Origin of the sequence: Streptococcus sp. HMSC078H12 (genome assembly GCF_001814615.1) — a bacterium.
In the GTDB taxonomy this organism is placed as follows: Bacteria; Bacillota; Bacilli; order Lactobacillales; family Streptococcaceae; genus Streptococcus; species Streptococcus salivarius_F.
On record NZ_KV817340.1, the window covers coordinates 6,880 to 28,093 of the forward strand.

Annotated in this window: 8 protein-coding genes; all 8 read left to right on the top strand. The window is 43.0% G+C overall.

The annotated features are described in order from the left end of the window. On the top strand, nucleotides 1-5,550 hold a 5,550-nt coding region (locus HMPREF2979_RS07655; protein WP_261787313.1), incomplete at its 5' end, for a ZmpA/ZmpB/ZmpC family metallo-endopeptidase. A 457-nt stretch (nucleotides 5,551-6,007) separates the two neighbouring features. Continuing rightward, entirely contained in the window at nucleotides 6,008-9,646 is a 3,639-nt protein-coding gene (locus HMPREF2979_RS07660; RefSeq protein WP_070655998.1) for a mucin-binding protein, read from the top strand. Between the two features lie 187 nt (nucleotides 9,647-9,833). Beyond that, on the top strand, nucleotides 9,834-11,042 hold the full coding sequence (locus HMPREF2979_RS07665) for an exonuclease SbcCD subunit D (RefSeq protein WP_070656000.1): 1,209 nt from the start codon (nucleotides 9,834-9,836) through the stop codon (nucleotides 11,040-11,042). Further along, entirely contained in the window at nucleotides 11,039-14,218 is a 3,180-nt protein-coding gene (locus tag HMPREF2979_RS07670; RefSeq protein WP_070656002.1) for an SbcC/MukB-like Walker B domain-containing protein, read from the top strand. The genes HMPREF2979_RS07665 and HMPREF2979_RS07670 overlap by 4 nt, the downstream gene beginning before the upstream one ends. 382 nt (nucleotides 14,219-14,600) lie before the next feature. Beyond that, nucleotides 14,601-16,694 (top strand): glycosyltransferase, encoded by a 2,094-nt coding sequence (locus tag HMPREF2979_RS07675; protein WP_070656004.1) that lies wholly within the window; start codon nucleotides 14,601-14,603, stop codon nucleotides 16,692-16,694. A gap of 95 nt (nucleotides 16,695-16,789) precedes the next feature. Next, nucleotides 16,790-18,016 carry an accessory Sec system protein translocase subunit SecY2 gene (secY2, locus tag HMPREF2979_RS07680; RefSeq protein ID WP_070656006.1) on the top strand — a complete coding sequence of 409 codons (1,227 nt, stop codon included), beginning with the start codon at nucleotides 16,790-16,792 and terminating at the stop codon, nucleotides 18,014-18,016. Nucleotides 18,017-18,116: 100 nt separating this feature from the next. Next, nucleotides 18,117-19,688, top strand: a complete 1,572-nt coding sequence (asp1, locus tag HMPREF2979_RS07685) for an accessory Sec system protein Asp1 (protein WP_070656008.1) — start codon at nucleotides 18,117-18,119, stop codon at nucleotides 19,686-19,688. Then, nucleotides 19,675-21,213: an accessory Sec system protein Asp2 gene (gene asp2 / locus HMPREF2979_RS07690; protein WP_070656009.1), complete on the top strand. Its 1,539-nt coding sequence runs from the start codon at nucleotides 19,675-19,677 to the stop codon at nucleotides 21,211-21,213. Before asp1 ends, asp2 begins: the two co-directional genes overlap by 14 nt. The last annotated feature ends 1 nt before the right edge of the window (nucleotide 21,214 follow it).

The window sequence follows — 21,214 nt, forward strand, 5'->3', positions numbered from 1 at the left end:
GCTAACGGTACACAAGAAGTTGGTCATGAAGGTGAAGCTCTAGTTCAACCAGCTAATCCGGAGTACACCGGCGTTATCAGTGCTAATGGCACACAAGAGGTTGGTCATGAAGGCGAAGCTCTAGTTCAACCCACCAATCCAGAGTACACTGGTTCAATCATTAGCGATACTACAAGTGCCAATGGTACCCAGGAAGTTGGTCATGAGGGTGAAGCATGGGTTCAACCAGCGGCTCCAGAATATACCGGCCCAATCAGTGCTAACGGTACACAAGAAGTTGGCCATGAGGGTGAAGCAGCTGTTCAACCCGTCGCTCCAGAATATACCGGCCCAATCAGTGCTAATGGTACGCAAGAGGCTGGTCATGAAGGCGAGGCTGTCGTTCAACCAGCCAACCCAGAGTACACCGGTCCAATTAGTGCCAATGGAACGCAAGAAACCGGTCACGAAGGCGAAGCTGCTGTTCAACCTGTCGCTCCAGAGTACACAGGTTCAATCAGTAGCGATACTACAAGTGCTAATGGAACGCAGGAAGTTGGTCACGAGGGTGAAGCATGGGTCCAACCTGCAAATCCAGAGTACACAGGACCGATTAGTGCTAACGGTACCCAAGAAGTTGGTCACGAGGGTGAAGCAGTGGTTCAACCAGCTAACCCAGAGTACACAGGACCGATCAGTGCTAACGGTACTCAGGAAGTTGGGCACGAAGGCGAGGCAGTGGTTCAACCCGCCAATCCAGAGTACACCGGTCCAATCAGTGCCAATGGTACTCAGGAAGTTGGCCATGAAGGCGAAGCAGCTGTTCACCCTGCAAATCCAGACTATACTGGCAAACTGGAAGCTAAGGGTACACAAGAATCCGGTCATGAAGGCGAAGCCCTTGTTCAACCTACAAATCCAGAGTACACAGGCAAACTGGAAGCCAAGGGGACACAAGAATCAGGTCACGAAGGTGAGGCGGCTGTCCAACCCGAGAATCCAGTCCACACTCCAGTTGTTGGCAGTGTCACAGAGACTGAAATGCAAGCCATCGATTATCCTATCGAGGTTATCACTGATGATAGCAAGTATGTGGATGAAGAGGTTGTCGAGCAAGAAGGTCAAAAAGGTAGCCAAGAAATCCAGAAAATTTACCAAACCATTGATGGTGTCAAGGTTGGTGAGCCAACTATTGTATCAGGTAAGGTTATTGAGGTGCCACAACCTAGAAAAATCCGTCGTGGCAGTAAGCCTCTAGATGGCACAACGACCGAAGAATCTATTGTAGAGCTTCCGTTTAAAGAAATTGTCCAAGAAGATGACACACTTGAGAAAGGCACTTTACAGGTTGTCCAAGAAGGTCAAAAAGGCCAAAATAAAATCACCAAGGTTTATAAGACCTATAAGGGAAACAAGACTGCTGAAGAACCAACTGTTACTGAAACAGTGCTAGTGCCTGTCCAAGATCGTATCGTTCGCAAAGGAACTAAGGTATCTGAAAAACCAGTGCTTACGCTGACACAGATTGGCAAGGATGATTTGGGTCGCAGTGCTAAACTTAGCTACAACTTGACTAATCCAGGTTCAGCAGCTATCACGACTATTAAGGCGGTCCTCAAGCAGGATGGACAAGTTGTTCAAACGCTTGATATTCCTAGCACGACCTTGACTGCTGATTTAACAAACTTAGACTATTACAAGCCATATACTCTCACAACAATCATGACCTTTGATCGTGGCAATGGTGAGGAGAGTCAGGTCTTGGCAGACCAAACTCTCCAACTGGATTTCAAGAAGGTTGAGCTTAAAGATTTTGCACGTACAGATTTGATCAAGTATGACAATCAAACAGAAGTGGATGAGACTCGTCTGACAGCTGTGCCTCAGGATCTCACGAATTACTACTTGAAACTGACTTCTGCGGATCAAAAGACGACTTACTTGGCAGTGAAAGCTATCGAAGAAACAACAGTGGATGGCAAGGCGGTTTATAAGGTAACTGCAGAAGCGGACAATTTGGTTCAACGTGATGCCCAAAACCATTTTGCCCAAACCTATAGCTATTACATTGAGAAACCTAAGGCTAGCCAAGCCAATGTCTACTATGATTTTGCTGACTTGGTCAATGCCATTCAAGCAAATCCATCAGGTGAATTTAGACTTGGTCAAAGCATGAGTGCTCGTCACGTCGTTCCAAACGGCAAATCATACATTACGACAGAATTTACTGGTAAGTTGCTCAGCGATGGTGACAAACGCTTTGCCATCTATGACTTAGAGCATCCATTGTTTAATGTTATCAATGGCGGAACTATCAAAAACATCAACTTTGAAAATGTAGATATCAATCGCCCTGGCCAAAATCAAATCGCGACGGTTGGATTTAACCTTAAAAATAAAGGTCTGATTGAAGATGTTAAGGTGACTGGTTCAGTTACTGGTAACAATGACGTGGCTGGTATCGTCAATAAGATTGATGAAGATGGCAAGATTGAGAATGTCGCCTTTGTTGGTAAAATCAACTCTGTTGGTAATAACTCGACAGTTGGTGGAATTGCTGGTTCAAACTACATGGGATTCGTTAACAGAGCCTATGTCGATGCGACCATTACAGCTCAAAATGCCAATGCAAGTATGCTAGTGCCATTTGTTACTTACATGCTTAACAGTTGGAAGTCAGGAACTAAGGCCAAGGTGACCAATTCAGTAGCCAAGGGTGTTCTTGATGTCAAAAACACACGAAATGTCGGTGGTATTGTCGCTAAGACATGGCCATACGGTGCTGTTCAAGACAACGTGACCTATGCCAAGGTTATCAAAGGCCAAGAAATCTTTGCTTCGAATGATGTCAATGATGAAGATGGTGGTCCTTATATCAAAGACCTCTTTGGTGTTGTTGGCTATAGTTCAGCCGAAGATGGCACGGGTAAAGATACCAAGAATCCTAAAAAACTCAAACATTTGACCAAGGAAGAAGCCGACAAGCGTGTTGAAGGTTACAAGATTACAGCTGATACATTTGTCAGCGAGCCATACGCGTTGAATACCCTTAATAACGCTTCTAGTCAAGCAGATTTTGCCAATATTCAAGACTATAATCCAGAATACAAGCAGGCTTACAAGAATATTGAGAAATTCCAGCCATTCTATAACAAGGATTACATCGTCTACCAAGCAAACAAACTGGCTAAAGATCACAACTTAAACACTAAAGAAGTGCTTTCAGTAACTCCAATGAATGACAGTAATTTTGTCACTGACCTAAGTGCTTCTAATAAGATTATTGTTCACTACGCTGATGGTAGCAAAGACTACTTCAAGCTTTCAGAGAGTTCAGAAGGCTTGAGCAACGTTAAGGAATATACTGTTTCTGATTTGGGTATCAAGTACACTCCAAATATCGTTCAAAAAGATCACTCGAGCCTTATCAATGGGATTGTTGATATCCTTAAACCGATTGAGTTGCAGTCTGATCCGATTTACCAAAAACTTGGCCGTACTGGTCCAAATAAGGTCAATGCTATCAAGAACCTCTTCTTGGAAGAAAGCTTTGACGCTGTTAAGGCTAATTTGACTAACCTAGTAACTAAGCTGGTTCAAAATGAAGATCACCAGCTTAACCAATCACCAGCTGCTCAACAAATGATTCTTGACAAGGTCGAGAAAAATAAAGCAGCCCTCTTGCTAGGGTTGACCTACTTGAATCGTTATTACGGTGTGAAGTTTGATGATGTTAACATCAAAGAAATCATGCTCTTCAAACCAGATTTCTATGGTAAAAATGTGGATGTCCTTGACCGTTTGATTGAGATTGGCTCTAAGGAAAATAATATCAGTGGTTCAAGAACCTACGATGCTTTCGGTGAAGTTCTCGCCAAAAGTACCCTTTCTAGTGATCTCACCGACTTCCTCAACTACAACCGAAAACTCTTTACGACTATCGACAATATGAATGATTGGTTCATCGATGCTGCTAAGGATAAGGTCTACGTTGTAGAGAAGGCGTCTCAAAATGAAGGTGTTGGTGAGCATAAGTATCGTGTTTATGACAACCTTAGTCGTGGTCTCCACCGCAAGATGATTTTGCCTTTGTTGAACCTTGATAAGACAGAGATGTTCTTGATTTCTACCTATGATACTATGTCTTATGGAACAGCTAACAAGTACAACACAACCCTAGAGAAGTTGAAACCAGAGATTGATCTAGCGGCCCAACGTCAAATCAACTATCTTGATTTCTGGCAAAGATTGGCTGCAGATAATGTCAAAAACAAATTGTTCAAAGACATTGTCAATCCAATCTGGGAAGGTTTCTATGTCTGGGGTCATGGTTGGCCAGGTTGGCCAGAGCGCTACGGCCAATTCAAGAACAGTACGGAAGTCTATGCGCCAATCCGTGAAATCTATGGACCAGTTGGTGAGTACTACGGTGATAACGGAGCCATGGCAGGTGCCTATGCTGCCATCTACGACAACCCATACGATAATCGTGCCAAGGTTACTTATGTCATGTCTAACATGATTAGCGAGTACGGTGCTTCAGCTTTTACCCATGAAACAACTCATATCAATGACCGTATTGCCTACTTTGGAGGTTTTGGTCGTCGTGAAGGAACAGACGTTGAAGCTTATGCCCAAGGAATGTTGCAATCACCAGCGACTCAGGGTCACCAGGGTGAATACGGTGCTCTAGGACTCAACATGGCCTTTGAAAGAGAAAACGATGGTAACCAGTGGTACAACACCAATCCGAACAAGTTGAACTCGCGTGAAGCCATTGACCGTTACATGAAGGGCTACAACGATACCCTTATGCTTCTTGATTCATTGGAAGGAGAAGCAGTTCTCAGTCAAGGCAAGCAAGAGCTCAATAACGCATGGTTCAAGAAGGTAGACAAACAGCTACGAGGCAATAGTAAAAACCAATACGACAAGGTGCGTGCTCTAAGTGATAGCGAAAAGGCTATTAGCTTGACCTCTATTGATGACCTTGTGGATAATAACTTCATGACCAATCGTGGCCCTGGAAATGGTGTTTATAAACCTGAGGACTTCTCTTCTGCCTATGTCAATGTGCCAATGATGTCTGCCATTTATGGTGGTAATACCAGTGAGGGCTCTCCAGGTGCCATGTCCTTCAAACACAATACCTTTAGACTCTGGGGTTACTACGGCTATGAAAAAGGCTTCTTAGGTTATGCGACCAACAAGTACAAACAAGAAGCAAAAGCGGCTGGTAAGAACACCCTTGGTGATGACTTTATCATTAACAAGATTTCTGATGGTCAGTTCAACTCCCTAGAAGACTTCAAGAAGGCCTACTTCAAAGAAGTGAAAGAAAAAGCGTCTCATGGTTTGACGACAGTTACTGTTGACGGTACATCAGTAAGCTCTTACGATGATTTGTTAGCCTTGTTTAAAGCGGCAGTAGCCAAAGACGCTGCAAGTCTTAAAACAGATAATAATGGCAATAAATCTGTGTCAACAAGCCATACGACAAAACTCAAAGAAGCTGTCTATAAGAAACTTCTTCAAGAGACAGACAGTTTCACAAGTTCTATTTTCAAATAATAGGTGAAAGAATCCCTTTTGGTAAATGCCAAAGGGATTTTTGAATCTGTTGAGAATATGGGAAGTAGGAGCCTCTAGGTCAGTATTGGCAAGGGATTGGGAGAGGTGTGGGGTGAGCTATTAAAACATTTTCTTTTTGAAGGGAGAGAATTTTGTATTTTAATAAATATCACCAAAACTAAAAAATACGGTTAGAGTAACGAAGATTTTTAATAAAAGATGGTTTGATATAAAAGTATTTTAAAAATTATAAAACTGACAAAATAGGGAATTGTGCTAAATAAAAGCACGAACGTTTTGAAGTTTCAAAGGACTTAGATAAAAGTTTTAAATTAATGTTTTCTAATAAAAGTTAAACTTTTACACAATTATTAGTATATATTTGACAATTTAATAATTATAGTATAAAATGGAAATTGTATATAAAGTAATTTGGATATTGAGGAAATTTATTATTATGAGAGATATGTTTAATAAACGCCAACGTTTTTCATTAAGAAAATACAGCTTTGGTGTAGCCTCTGTACTTTTGGGAGTTTCAATCTTCTCAAATGCACAGGGTGCCCAAGCTGATGAAACGGTAGCACCAACTACCGCAGGTATGGAAACAACTGCTGAGCCAGATGTCGTCGTGGAGCAATCAACGCCAACAACATCAGTAGCTCCAGCAACAACAGAAAACGCACCAAGTTCAGTCTCTACTGTGGCCTTGGCTAGTGAACAACCACAATCAGCAGCTCAAAGCCAAGCAGCTTCAACAACTAGTCAAACAGCAGCTAGTTCAGAAGTAGCTTCTCAGGCTGCATCGCAAGCGAGCTCTGAGTCTGCAACAGCGACTGCTTCATCTGTAGCTACAAGTGCTCAAGCTCTTAGCTCAACAGCTGTAGCAGAAACTCCTGTTGCTGGTCAAGTATCAGCACAAACAAGTGCGGCTACTTCAGTTGCGACTGCAGCAGAAACTGCCAGTGCAGAGTCTACAACTAACGCTGTAAATAGCGTCCTTAAAGTAGCGACTAGCGAGTTAGCTGTGACAAGCAGTGAATTGAATGCTGCTGAAGCAAGCCTTAACTCTGAAAACCTCATCAATGCTATGGGACTTGCGGTATCAAACCGTAGCCTTCGTACAGCTGATGCGGTTGCTGTTTTGACAAATGCTGGAGCAGGCTCAACAAACCCTGACTTGACAAACCTTGGCTACAAACTTGCCTATTTGCCAGAGCGTCAACAATACTTTGTTAATATTGATTACATCAACCACCTCAAAGTCGGTCGTGATAACCGTGGAGTAATGAGACCTTATGACTACGTTACAAACGGTAACTACATGGTTGTTGTTAACCACGCTAACCTTGGTATTATTGACTATGTCGATGAAGCAGGAAACAAGATTCCTGGATCTTCAACATACCGTATCAATAACTCAACTGAAACAATCACAGCAAACGGTAAGACTTACAATAAAATCTACGATGCTGGTGTAACAGAACTTCCACCAGTACCAGCAGGATACCGCATCAAGTATGCATCTGCTGACAAATCTAAAGCTAATGCTTACGTAGATGTCTTGAAGTCAGAACGTCAATACGACTATAACAACGGTATTGCAACTATCCGTTCAGAACGTGCTTGGGACCGTAACCAAAGCCGTGTCGTTGACCTTGTTCAATTTGCCAACGGTTCGCAAGGTTTGGATGCTTCGATTGATGCCAATGGTGGTGGTCAATACCTAGCTCCAGGTTACCGTTACCACATTATCGTGGAAAAAGACACTAAAGATGTTACTAAAGCAACAAGTCAAACAGTGACATACACTGGTGCTGATACGAAGACACCAGCTGCCAACACTCAAAATGACTTTAGCTTCAACGGTAAAGAAGATCCTACAACTAATACAACAACTTGGACTGAAACGACTCACACTTATGGAACAGTTAAGACTCCAGTTGTTATTGGTTACTACGCCGATAAAGCTGTAGCAGGTGGTAAGACAGTTACTCCGGATGCACCAAATGCAACAGACACAGTGACATACAAAGCCTTTGGTAAATTTATCGCTGTGGATGAAAATGGAAATCCAATTCCAGGTGTATCAACAACTGCCTACACGAACGATCCTAATGATGCGACTAAGATGATTGCCATCGACAAGACGCTTCCAAGCATTCCTGGCTACACTGTTAAAGTTATCCCTGCATCACCATCAAATCCAGGTGAAGATACTCGTGTCGTTTACGTAGCAATCGTTAACGATGTTACTAAGGCGACTAAACAAACTGTTACCTTCCAAGGGGCTGGCGATAAAACTCCAGCTGCAGATGTGAAATCTGACTATACCTTTGCAGGTAAGGATAACCAAGCGACTGGTAAGGTGACTTGGAATGAAACTAGCCACACTTACGGTACAGTTAAGGTTCCTGTTGTTAATGGTTACTTTGCAGATAAAGCGGTAGCAGGTGGTAAGACAGTAACACCAGATGCTCCAGAAGCAACTGACACCGTGACTTATAAGGCCTTTGGTAAATTTGTCATTGTCGATGAAAATGGGAACCCAATTGCAGGTGTGTCAGATACTGCCTACATCAATGATCCTAACGATCCAACTAAGATGATTGCAGTTGATAAGAACTTGCCAACTATCCTAGGTTACACTGCGAAGGTAGTACCTGCAACACCAGGTGACTTGTCTAGCGATACTAAGGTTGTTTACATTAAGAACGATCAAAAAGCAAGTGTTGTTTACCGTGATGAAACAAGTGGTTCAACCCTTGAAACAGTTGCCTTGGCTGGTAAGTCTGGTGAAGCGGTTAACTATTCAACAGCTGAACGTATCAAACACTATCAAGGCCTTGGCTATGTCCTTGTAACAGATGGTTACCCAGCTGGTGCAAGCTTTGACTTGGATAGCACAGTTGACCAAGCTTGGACAGTAAGCTTCAAACGTGTAGCACTTGACTTTAATCCAGACAATGCTCACGAACCAGGAACACCAATCTATCCTAACCAACCAAACGGTCCAAAATGGCCAGCTAAGGATGCTTACCTTAAAGATGTGACATATACTGTTCACTATGCAAGCAAAGATAGCGATGCTAAATTGCCAGCAGATAGTGTTCAGAAAGCACAATGGAAACGTTCATTGACGCTTGATTCTGTAACAGGTGATATTCTTACAACTGGTGAATGGAAGGCAGATAAGACTAAGTTTGATCTCGTGATTACACCAATGGTTAACGGTTACTTCGCCGATAAAGGCCGTGTGGCTTCTCAAGATGTCACTATGGACAGCAAGGTTGAGACTGTAACTTACACTAAATTTGGTAAGATTATTGCCGTTGACGAAAAAGGGAATCCAATCCCAGGTGTTGAAGCAGTTACTTACACAAATGATCCTAACGATCCAACTAAGGCTGCTATGACACTTGTTCCTGAAGTGAAAGGTTACAAGGCTGATAAGACTGGTGTGACACCAAGCAACCCTGGTGAAGATACAAAGGTTGTTTACAAGGTGGTTAATGCAGAACCTGCTAAACCGGCAGTTAACAAAGAAGTTGGTACTATCGTTGTTATCTACCGTGACGAGTATGGTAACCAAATCAAGATGCCACTTGTGATCACTAACTCTGTTGGTTCAGAAGTTAATGTTCATGGTGACCGTTACATCTACCGTAACGGTGTGAAATATGAATTGATCCGTCAAGAAGGTAAATCTACAGACAAGATGACAGAGGGTCAAACAGTCGTAACTTACATCTACCGTAAAGTCGAAGATGGCTCAACACCATCAAACGGTAACGGTGGTCAATCTGGAAGCTCAACATCTAAGGCTGTCAAAGCAACTTCAAACGGATCTAAGGGTTCTAAAGGTTCTGGATCTGGTTCAGCAGCCGACGGCGCATCAGATGGTAAAGGTTCAGATAAGAAGAAATCTGGAAACAAAGATGGTAAGAAGACAGATGGTTCTGATAAAGCTAAAGAAGGCGATGAACAATTGCCAGTGACAGGTGAGTCAGATAACAACCTCGCAGCAATGGGTGTTGTTGTTATGGGACTTATGTCAGGACTTGCAGCTATGAATCGTCGTAAAAACCAAGACTAAGATTTCCACACCTTATCTCTCATAAATTCCAAAAATAAAATCTCTCTCGAGTGTCATTTGCTCGGGAGAGATTTTTTAGTACTTTTAGATGAAATGCAAGAAAGCTCCGAATGTTTGTGAATCTTTTAAGCAGTATTCAGTTTGATAAGGTACAATAGAGTAAGACAAAACGAATGAGGAGACTGTCATGAAGTTTTTACATACATCAGATTGGCATGTGGGGCGAACCCTCAATGGCTGGTCTTTGCTGGAGGAGCAGGAGTGGGCTTTTCAACAGATTGTGGATTTGGCAATTCGTGAACAGGTGGATGGGGTTATCATTGCTGGGGATCTCTATGACCGTGCGGTTCCGCCTGTGGATGCCATTAAGCTTTTTAATAAGACTTTGGCACGTTTGGTCTTGGAGGAGCAGATTCCTGTCTACGCCATTAGTGGTAATCACGATGGGGCTGAACGCTTGCATTTTGGTCGAGACTTTTTTCAACCTCAGGGTCTTCATTTAAGCACACGTTTGGAGGAGGCCTTTGAGCCGATTGAGTTGGAGGATTGCCAGATTTTTCTTCTTCCCTTTATCGATCCTATTGATGCTCGGATTTATTATAAGGATGATGGGGATAAAGAGATTCAGGGGATTGGTGATGCCTTGGCCTACATTCTCCAGGATATGGAAAAAGCCTTTGATCCAGACAAGGCACATATTTTGGTGACGCATTTTGCGGTTTCTAAGAAAGATGACCAAGATGGTCAAAGTCTTCGAGAATTGATGTTGTCTGAAACCAGCAATACGGTGGGTGGGCTTACCAATGTGACCAGTGATCTTTTCAAGGCTTTCGATTATGTGGCCTTGGGGCATATCCATACGCGCTTTGCTAGTCCGACCCAGCGCGTGCAATATTCAGGTAGTCCAGTCGCCTTTAATGTCAAAGAAGCCAAACGTAAGGAAGAGAAGGGTGTCTATATTCTTGAATTGGATGCGTCTGGTGACTTGTCCCAGACCTTCCATCCTTTAGAGGTCAGACGGCCAATTGTGACCCTTCAGGAACCGTTTGAAACCTTGATGTCACCTGAATTTTATAAGGAACAGCCTTGTCAAAAGGCTTGGTTTGCCTTTGATATTCAACTGTCCAGCCGTAAGGAATTAGAGGGTATCAATGTGCGTGCCCGTCTGGAAGAAATTTATGGGACAGACATTGTAGAAATCACTTTCAGTCGTTTGGGTGATGTCAGGGAAGAAAGTCTGACCGTTGATCAGCACTTAAAAGATTTGGAAATGCAGTCGCCTCAGGAAATTGTCTCTGATTTTTACCAGACAGTGACTGGGGGCGAAGTCTTGTCGGAGAGACAAACTGCCCTTGTGGAAAGTATTTTTGAGGAGATTGGAAGGAGCCGACAATGAGACCAGTTCAGTTAGAATTGACCAATTTTGGACCTTATCGTAAGGAAGTCATCAATTTCACCCAGTTTGACCACGCTCCCCTCTTTTTGATTGGTGGGGACACGGGGGCTGGTAAGAGTACACTCTTTGATGCCATGACGGTTGCCTTGTTTGCCACAACCAGTGGCGATCGCAATGTTGAGGAGATGCGGTCAACCTTCGCTGGTCCAGAGGACGATCTGACTAAGGTGACTTTCTACTTCCAACAGGGTAAGCATCTTTATCGCATTGAGCGAGTGCTCCAGCAGGAGAGAGCCAAGCGAGGTGGGGGCACGACCATGCAAAAGGCGACGGCTTCACTGGTTATTGTGGATAAGATTGGTGGTCAAGAAATTGAAAAGCTTGGGGATAAAATCAAGGAAGTGAGTGACCAGATTGAGCAGATTTTAGGTCTCAATGCCGAGCAGTTCAAACAGATTATCCTCCTTCCGCAAAATGATTTCAGTCGTTTCTTGAAAGAAGATTCCAAGACCAAGACTCAAATTTTGAAGAAAATCTTTGGAACGGGTATCTTTGACCGTTTTCAAAAGAGCTTGGAAGAGCGTCTTCGTCAGAGCAACAAGGATATGGAGAAGCGCCAGGCTCAGTTAGATGGCCATTTTGCCAGTCAGGTTTGGTCTGAGGAAGAATTAGCTGTCTTAGCCCAAACCCCAGCTTCTGAAAAATTGACACGTCTTGAAGAGCATTTGGCGCAACGTCAAGAAAATCTTGAAGAGCAAAAAAGCATCTTGAAGGATGCCCATGAGGACTTGTCTAAGCTACAAAAGAGCTTGCAAAGTGCTCAAGATGTGGCAAAGATTTTCCAAGAATTGGAGCAAGCCAAGGAGCGTTACCGTCTAGAAATTGAGGAAGGGGCTCAGGGACAAGCAGAGGCGAAAGCGCATCTGGAGGAATTGCAGTTCGCCCAAGGGTTGCAGGAAACCATTAGTAACTTGAAGCAGTATCAGAAGCAGTTGTTGCAATTAGAACAGGACCTTGAGATTGCTCAGGAGAAATTAAAGGCTAAGGAGCAGGCTTTTGAGGAAGTCAAGGCTCAAAAAGAGACGCTTGCAACTCAATCTGAGGATTTTCTTCAAAAAGAAGGGAAACTGGGTGCGTGGAAAGAGGCTATTATCTATGCCCAGAGTCTTGCCCAAGAGCAGGAGAAAATCAAACAGTCGAGTGCTAACTACAAGATGTTAGAAGAAACCTATCAGCAGGCTTCGAAAGAGATTGAGCTCCTTTCCCAGTCCTTGTCAGATTTGGAGGCTAATCGTCTTAGTTTAGAGAGTTTACATGAGGCTGAAAAACTCCTCCAGTCTGTGAGCTACAGTGTGGATAAGCAACTGGCTCAGGACCTAAAAGAAATAGAGGACTTGAATCAGGAGTTGGCAAAGACGGAAAAACGTCATCAAACCTTATCTTTGGATAGTGACCAAGCTCAAGAAATTCTCAAAGGATTGGAAGAGAAGTTGAAAACGACTTTGGCTTCACGTCGTCAACTCATGATTGCCCAGTTGCAGGCAGAATTGGAGGATGGACAGCCCTGTATGGTCTGTGGTTCCTTGGATCATCCTAAGGTCGATGGGACACAGGCTGATGAAGCGGCCTTGAAGGATCTCATGGATCAGGTGGAGGTGCTTCAAGCTCAAAAAGAAAAGCAAGTCGCTACCTTGTCAAACCGTCAGGCTAGATTGAGTGAAGTTGAGACTAAGCGCCAAGATCTGCTTGACCAAGTGGCTAAAGTTAAGTTAACTCTTGAAAAACACTATCAAGAACTGGAAGAACAAGTTAAGGGACAGTTTGATTTTGATTTTTCAGAGGACTATGAGGCTGTCCGTGGACATGCCTTGTTGAGTGCTGTTGAGAAGCATTATCAAGAACTCCAAAAACGCTATAATAAGGAAGAGGCAGATCGTGTCCATTGTCAAGAGGAGTTAGCTAAGGCCCAAGAAAAAGCGACAGATTTGGCTAAGAGCTATCAAGAGGCCAAGGCAACTCTTGATCAAGCTAAAGAGCGCTTAAAAGATTTGCAGGAAGCTCATCCGGAACTGGAGTCTGTAGAGATTTATCAAGAACGGATTTCCCTTGCAAAGCAGGAGTTGGACCTCTACAATAAGCAGATTAAGGAAAATAGTGAAGCCTACAACCAACTTCATGCCGACATTCAAGGCATCAAGGGGCAACTTGAGAGCTTGACCAAGTCTAAAGAAAAGACCAGCCAAGAAACGAAGCGTCTATCGGCTGAATTAAATCAAAGTCTTAAGGCTGAAGGGGCGCTCACCAATGACCTAGAACAAATCCAGCTTTGGCTGCTTGAAGTGAACAAGCAAGCTATTCCTAAGCTTCAGGCTCAATTGACAAGTTACCAAACCCTTAAACAAGAATTGCAGACCCAGATTAGTAAGGGCAAAGAGCTTCTCCAAAATCATGAAAAACCAGATTTGGCCGCTTTAACACAAGAGGTTCAAACCAGTCAGGAAAGCTATGATAAGCAACTGGCTCAGGTGTCTGTCATGGAGAAGGGACTTAAGGATGCGACGGCTACCTACCAAGCCGCCAAAACCCTTCAAGACAGTAATCAAGAGGCTTTTAAAGCTCACCAAGAACTCAGTGATTTGGTTAAGGTAGTCAAGGGAGAAAATACTGCTCTGACTGGTCGTCTCAATCTTGAAGTCTATGTTATCCGTCAGTATTTCCAACAAATCTTGGACTATGCCAATGCTAACTACATCGGTCTCTTAACGGATAACCGCTATTCCTTTGTTCTGAGTGAAGAAGGGCGTAGGGCGCGTGATCACTTTGGTTTGGACATCAACGTCTATGACCAACTGACTGGTAGCGAGCGTTCTGTTAAATCCTTGTCTGGTGGTGAAACCTTTATCGCCGCACTGGCTATTGCCCTATCCCTTTCAGAGGTGGTGCAAAATACCAGCAAGGGTGCTGTTGTTGAAGCTCTCTTCATCGACGAAGGGTTTGGCTCACTGGATAAGGAAGCCCTGACCAAAGCCATCGCTGTTCTGGAACAAATAGGTGAAAACCGTATGGTCGGTGTCATCAGTCACGTGGACGACATGAAAGAAGGCATCGCTCAGCAACTAGCTATCATTAAGTCACACGATGGTAGTAGCCGTATTAAAATTGTGGATAAAGGGTAAGAGAAGTCAAGGATTTAAGAACTCTCGTCAAAACGTTTTAATTATTCTAAGAGATAGTTTCTCATCGGAGCTATCTCTTTTTCTATCCACTTATTTCAATCTTCCTAACTATCAGTTTTTCTGAAAATAAAAGGAAATTTATTTGAAAAAAATCCCTCATAAAAAAGTTAATCTATTAGAAAATTAAGTGATACTATGTTATAATTTAATATGGTTAAGTCTCGATAAAATCAAGGAAAAAGTGTATAGAATGTGTTTACAATCTTTATATCTTGTGACCGTAAAATGCTTGTCAGATTCTTAGACTGTTCCTTGCTATCTTATGAAAGTTTGAGACAGGAAAATAAAAAAATGTATTAGCTAGAAAAATAAGAAATAAAAAATGACAGAAAAAATTTCCGTAATTATTCCCGTTTACAATGTAGAAAATCAACTCCAGACCTGTCTAGACAGCGTCCTGGGGCAGACCTATCAAAATCTTGAAATCATCCTCATCAATTATGGCTCAATAGATAATAGCGACGCCATTTGTCGTAGTTATGCCGCTAGGGATTCTCGGATCCTCTATTTTAAAAAGGATAATGGAGGGCTTTCAGATGCTCGCCATATTGGTATTCGTCAGGCTAAGGGAGCTTACGTCACCTATGTGGATGCTGAGGATTGGGTAGAGCCGACTTATCTGGAGGAGCTCTATCAGGCACTTCAGGCTCACAAGGCAGATATGGCAGTGACCAATTACAGTGTTTATAAGGAATCGGAAGATCGCTTTTATTTTTACATCAAGGATGAAGATTATTACGAGCAGGTGTATTCACCCGCTCAGATTATTGATGGGCTCTTTGAAGAAACCAATAACATTAACATCGCCCTGATTTCTGCGACAGGCAAGCTCTACAAACGTTCTTTGTTTAATGACTTGCTTTTCCCAAAAGAGCATGCAGGGGAGGATGGCTTTTTCAACCTTAAAGCCTATCTCATGAGTGAGCGTACGGTATACCTCAATAAGGGACTTTATGTTTACCGTGAGAGTCCAGTGATGCCATCAGCGACTTGGATGCAAGACTGGATGATGACCTTGGTTTATGCCATGGAGGAGCGCTTGGCTATTGTTGCTAGCCATGGTTTCCCTCTGGAAAAATACATGGTTACCTACCGTCAGATGCTAGAGGCTTGTTTGAAAAATGTAGAGGAGCAAGGTCTCACAGATTCTGATGCCTACCGCTCCATTCAGGAAAAATTCCAGGTCTTGAGTTTGGCCCCTCAACGTTATGAGACTAAGAAGCGTGCCATTGTTCTAGCAGCCAACTATGCCTATGTTGACCAAGTGCTTACGACCATCAAATCCATCGTTTTCCATCATCGCAACATTCGTTTTTACTTGATTAACGATGATTTTTCTCAAGAGTGGTTTAGAGGGCTTAACCGTCATCTGGCTGCCTTTGGTAGTGAAGTAATTAACTGTCGTGTGGATAGTAGTCAGCTCAAGCAATACAAGACCAATAGTAATTATGCTAGCTATCTTCGCTATTTTGTGGCGGACTTTGTGTCTGAGGAACGAGCCCTCTATTTGGATAGTGACATGGTGGTTACAGGTTCTCTAGAGGACCTCTTTACCCTTGATTTGAAGGGTCGTCCTTTGGCTGCTGTGCGTGATTATGCTATTCAGGTTCAAGACCGTCAGGCAATGTTTGATGCAGGTTTCATGGTGATTGATACAGCTTATTGGAAGCAGTACAACATGAGACGTCATTTGATCGACATGACCAGTGAATGGCATGACAAGGTCCCATTTGCCGAGCAGTCCATTCTAAACATGGTCTTCCGCAACAACTGGTTGCCTTTGTCTTTTGATAACAACTATGCGGTCACCAAGTCTAGTCTAGCTGGCTTCCATTTGCCAAATGGTCAAGACTATCCTAAGGTTCTGCATTATGCCTCACACCGGAAGCCTTGGTTGCCTTTAGCCTGCCAAGCCTATCGTGAGGTCTGGTGGTTCTATGCTCAAATGGATTGGTCAGGAGTCGCTGAAAATGCTGCTTTGTCGCCACTTTCAGAGGACATGATTTATCCTAAGGGCCGTCCATTCACTTGTTTGGTCTACACCAACATTTCGGAAATACCGCATTTGACGGATCTTATCTCGGCTCTTCCTAAGGTACAGTTTAAAATAGCCTCTCGCCAGCATGTGACTGATAAACTGGCTCAATTGATTACCTATCCAAATGTGACGGTTTACTCAGCCATTGCGGGTCTAAATGGGCTAGATTTGGAATTGGTGCGGACTAGCGACTTGCTTTTGGATATCAATCCAGGAAGAAAGGTAGTGGAGATTCTTGATGCCTTTAGGTTTGAAAATAAACCAATTTTAGGGTTTGAGGACCTCAAGTCAACCAAGCATAACCAACAAACCTACTCAAGAGATCGTTGGAAAGAGATGGCTGAGACCATTCGCCAAATGCGTAAGAAGAGCCTGTAATCCTTTGTTTGGATAAGTAGGCTGAAATGGCGTCTCTGTCTCGTTTCAATCGAAATAACATCAGCCTGTCTACAGGGCAGGAAATAGGAGTAACAGTGAAAAAAATTAGTCAATCGATAATCACCAAACGTGTGTTATGGACCGTCTTTTTCCTCTTCATTTATTGTTTAGGAAATCGCTTGGTTTTACCGTTTGTGGATTTGAAAAATGCAAATATCTTTGGGGGAGCCATGGGTTCCTTGGCTTTCTCTAGTGCCATGATGGGCGGAAACCTTAGGTCTATGTCACTTTTTTCAGTAGGCTTGTCACCCTGGATGTCAGCAATGATTCTCTGGCAGATGTTTTCTTTCTCTAAGAAAATGGGCTTAAAAAACCTTCCCGTCGAGATTCAGGACCGTAGACGAATGTACTTGGCCCTAGCAATTGCCCTGGTCCAATCTCTGGCAGTGTCCTTGAACCTGCCTATCGTTTCTGGGGTTAATGCCGGTCTCGCCATTTTCATGAATACCATCTTGTTGATTGCAGGAACCTTTTTCTTGATTTGGTTATCGGACCTTAACTCCCTCTTTGGGATTGGGGGATCCATTGTTATCTTGATGGCGAGTATGATGGCCAATATGCCATATCAAATCATGGATAGCGTTGAAAAGCTAGGTATTGGTTGGGATGTCTTGCTTCCTCTGTTTTTGTTCAGTTTGGTCTTCCTCTACATTGCTGGGGTAGTGCAGAGGGCTAGATATCGTATTCCAATCAATAAAATCAACATTCATAACCGCTTCAAACAATATTCTTACTTGGATATTATGTTGAACCCAGCCGGAGGGATGCCTTTCATGTATGCCATGTCACTAGTCAGCATTCCACAGTATGTCTTTATGCTGATTCAGTTTATACATCCTGATAATAAGTGGACTAGTGGGGCTATCAAGGCCTTGACGGTCGGTCGACCTCTTTGGTTAGTTATTTATCTACTTATGCTCTTCGTTCTAGGTTTAGCCTTTGCCTTTGTTAATGTCTCTGGTGAGCAGATTTCAGAACGTATGCGTAAGTCAGGTGAGTATATCTACGGTGTTTACCCAGGTCAAGAAACCAGTGCCTATATCAACCATTTGGTCCTTAGACTTGGTTTCATTGGTGCCCTTTACATGCTCTTTATGGCAGGTGCTCCAATGCTGATTATCTTGGTTAATCCGGATTACTTACAACTTAGTATGATTCCTGGTACTTTCTTGATTTTTAGCGGTATGATTTACAACGTTAACGAGGAAATGAAGGCTTTGAAGCTTAACACTTCCTACACCCCACTTTTTGAAAATGTATAATATCTCACCCCTCGTGGGGTTGAGAGGCAGGCTGGTGATGAGTGATCGGTCTGCCCCTCAATCTCAAGTATTGTGATGAAAAGACAATGAAGGAGAACTCATGTATTATTTTATTCCAGCTTGGTATGGACAGACGGATGAATTTTGGAAGACGGTCATTGATCCTTGGTACCGTATCCGCCAAAAAATTGAATTTGATGACAGCTTACACCAAGTTCGTATCTTTCAGGATGAGGACTTAGCCCCTCAGCTTTTGCTTTTGGCCTACCAACCACATTTGCGTTATTTCTTGCATCGTCATGATGTCTTGGAAGTTGGCTATACAGCTATTTTTGATTTGATTCAAGGTATTACTGATGAAGAGATGCGAAACCTTCAGGTGACAGATTTGGAATGGCCAGAAGGGTCTACATTTGTCCACACACCATTTGCAATTGTGGTTCAATGCCAACACCAGCGTTATGCCGAGGTTGAATTTGGATCAGAGGGATTTATTGGAATGATTCGCTACTTTAAGGATGAGCAGATCATTCGTGAAGATGTCTACGATGACCGGGGCTTTATTTCGAGTAGCCTTTATTATGAAGAGGGACAACCCATCTACCGAAACTACCTCAACGCCAAGGGAGTCTGGCAGCTTTGTCATTTCTTTGATGGACGTGGAATTGTAGCCAACCCTCGTACAGATGGCCGTTTTGAAAAGAGTTATTACGGTGACCTTTCAGAAGTTATCTGGGAATTTTTGAATAAATTCTTAGCTGAAGAGGTCAAGGCAGAAGATCGTTTTGTTATTGCGTCAGACTTGCGTCACAATAAACACCTCTTTGAACACTTGCCAGCAGAAAATATAAAGATTTTGACCTGGTTCGCAGAACGTAATCAGGAAGATAAGGTTGATGCTTATGCGGCCTTTCTTCCACAGGTGGACTTGATGATTGCGGATCGTTACGATTACTTGGAGCAACTTCAGGTTGCCTATCCAAAAGAGGCTAAGAAGCTCAAACACATGGCTTCCTTCGATACCCGTTTGGCTTTGGGAACCAGTCAACGTGTCAAAGAGTCTAAAATCTTTTATCAGGTTGACTTCGATCAGTTGGATTTAGAGGCTATTTATCAGGTCCTGGCTTTCGTGGCTAAGTATCCAAAGACACAGGTTGAGTTTGGAGCATTTAATGCCAATCCAGAGCAACTTGGTAGCCTGCAACATCAAGTGGAGAAAATGATTGAAGAACGTTTGAGTCCAGAAGTCTTTGAAGAAGTTGTGGAAAGTAGTGGTGCAGAAAATAAATTGGAGGAAAATAAGGAAATCATAAGCCGATTTTCTTTCCAAGACCTGCGTGACGAGACTGCTCTAATCAAGTCACTTCAATTTACACGCCTGATTGTCGACTTGAGTAAGGAGCCTAATCGTTATACACAGATTGCCGGAATTAGTGCTGGTATTCCACAGATTAACCGTGTGGCGTCTGAGTATGTGACTCATCAAGAGAATGGTTATATCTTGAAGCACTTGTCCGATTTTGAAAAAGGGGCTTACTACTATTTGGGACAGTTGAACAACTGGAACCGTTCCCTTATCTACTCTATTGAGAAAATTAAGGAAAATACAGGAGACCGTTTGGTGCAAAAATGGGAAAATTGGTTGAAGGAGGAGCAGAATGACCAAGGATAATCGTCTGAAGATACTACAAGTTGGATCATCCAACTGGTCAGAAAATCAGGAAATTCCTGAAAATATGAAATGGTATTATTGCAATCTTGGTCAGCTTGAGACCTTACAAGAAACCATCGAAGAAGACGAAATAAAGACTTTCACAGCTGTTATAGTGGACAGTCTTGCCGGTCTTGAGGAATTGATGGCTATTAAAGAGCATTTGATTCCTCACACTATTTTCTTTGATCAAACGATTGAAGTGCCAGATGAGAGCCTCCTTCAGTTTCTGAAGGAAATTTGCGCTGTCCCAACGGATTTTTCAAATCATGGTCAGTTGCTCTTTACCCTTTCTAAAGCGCTCTTTTCAGGGCAATACGGGGATAAGATGTTTCCATTCACTACCCAAGTTAACCCAAATTTCAGTGGTGAAGTGACCTATCATGGTTATGAAAATGTCATTTTAAACGGTGACTACGGCCAAGAATTTAGTCCTGTCTTGGACTGGACCTATAATGTCAGAGCCAGCAAGGAAAATCCTATCGAGCTTTGGTTGGAATTTGAAAAAGAGGAGACTTGCGAGTGTCGTTTGATTCTCAATCTTTTGCCAGAGGGTTCGGTCGCAGGTATTTTTAAGACCTATATCGTTTCAGAAGAAGAAATGCGCAAAGGAGCCATTGTTCTTGATGAGGACAGGACCTTCCTTTTGTCAGCTAGTCTTGAAATGAAGGGCAAAGGTCAGATTACTATCGGTGGGCTCCACCAACGTTTGACCCGTTTCCAATTCGGTAAATTTGTACTTGGTGGTGGTATTCTCCACGACAGCAAGCGTCAGGAGATCAACTATTTCTTTTATCCTGGTGATTTCAAGCCACCTTTGTCTGTTTACTTCTCAGGTTTCCGTCCTGCCGAAGGTTTCGAAGGTTTCGGAATGATGAAGGCTATGGGAACTCCCTTCTTGCTCTTTTCAGATCCTCGCCTCCAGGGTGGAGCCTTCTACATGGGAACTGAGGAGCTTGAAAATAGTATCAAGGACACCATCCAACATTACTTGGACTACCTAGGTTTTGACAATAGTCAACTCATTCTCTCTGGAATGTCCATGGGAACCTTCCCATCTATGTACTATGGTGCGGACTTTGAACCTCATGCCATCATCATGTCTAAACCCCTAGCCAATGTTGGAACTATCGGTAATCGTGCTAGACTTTTGGCACCAGAGGTTTTCCCGACAGGAATTGATGTCTTGCATTTGCAGACAGGACGCTTGGATAATGAGGGTGTTGAGGCCCTTAATCAGAAGTTCTGGAATAAGTTTGAAAAAGCAGATTTTTCAAACACGACCTTTGGTCTTTCTTACATGAAAGACGAGGATATGGATCCGACGGCCTATGAGGATATTACCAAGTCCCTCTATTACTCAGGGGCTAAGATTCTCAGTAAGGGAACGTCAGGTCGACACAATGATGATTCAGCTACGGCGACAACTTGGTTTGTCAATTTTTACCGTATGATTTTAGAAAATGATTTTGGAAGGAAGGAGTAAG